Source organism: Treponema sp. R80B11-R83G3 (assembly GCF_054786115.1).
Window position 1 is genome coordinate 1 of the sequence record NZ_BDHF01000555.1, and the last position, 393, is coordinate 393.

The following is a 393-nucleotide window of genomic DNA, read 5'->3' on the forward strand; positions in this document are numbered from 1 at the left end:
GCCACGCCCTTTGCGCCGTCAGGCAAGAAAAACGAAAGCGAAGCCCTTTTCCCCTGGATAGTTAGCGATTTTGGCTTGAATGACGGCATAGAATCCGGCCTTGTTAAAACTCCCCGGATGGTAGTCCGTGACGACAATACTCCCAACGCCAAAACTTTCCGTTCAAAATTAAATCATATCTATGCCGATGAGACCGTAAAAGACAATATCAACCAGCCTGCCGAATCCACCGTTCCGCTTCCCGATCTGGTTATACAGGCGTATAATCTTCTAGGTTCCGACTGGCTTGAAACATACAAGACATGGAAAGAAAACGGCACGGATGTTCCTCCCGTTATGATAACTGTCGCCAATCGCACCGAAACATCAAGCCGCATTGAATATGCGTTTAAG

The 393-nt window shown here is 47.6% G+C and carries 1 pseudogene; it reads left to right on the forward strand.

The features are described from left to right. Positions 1 to 393, forward strand: a pseudogene (locus ACYVRH_RS14940) (hypothetical protein); the annotation flags it as partial.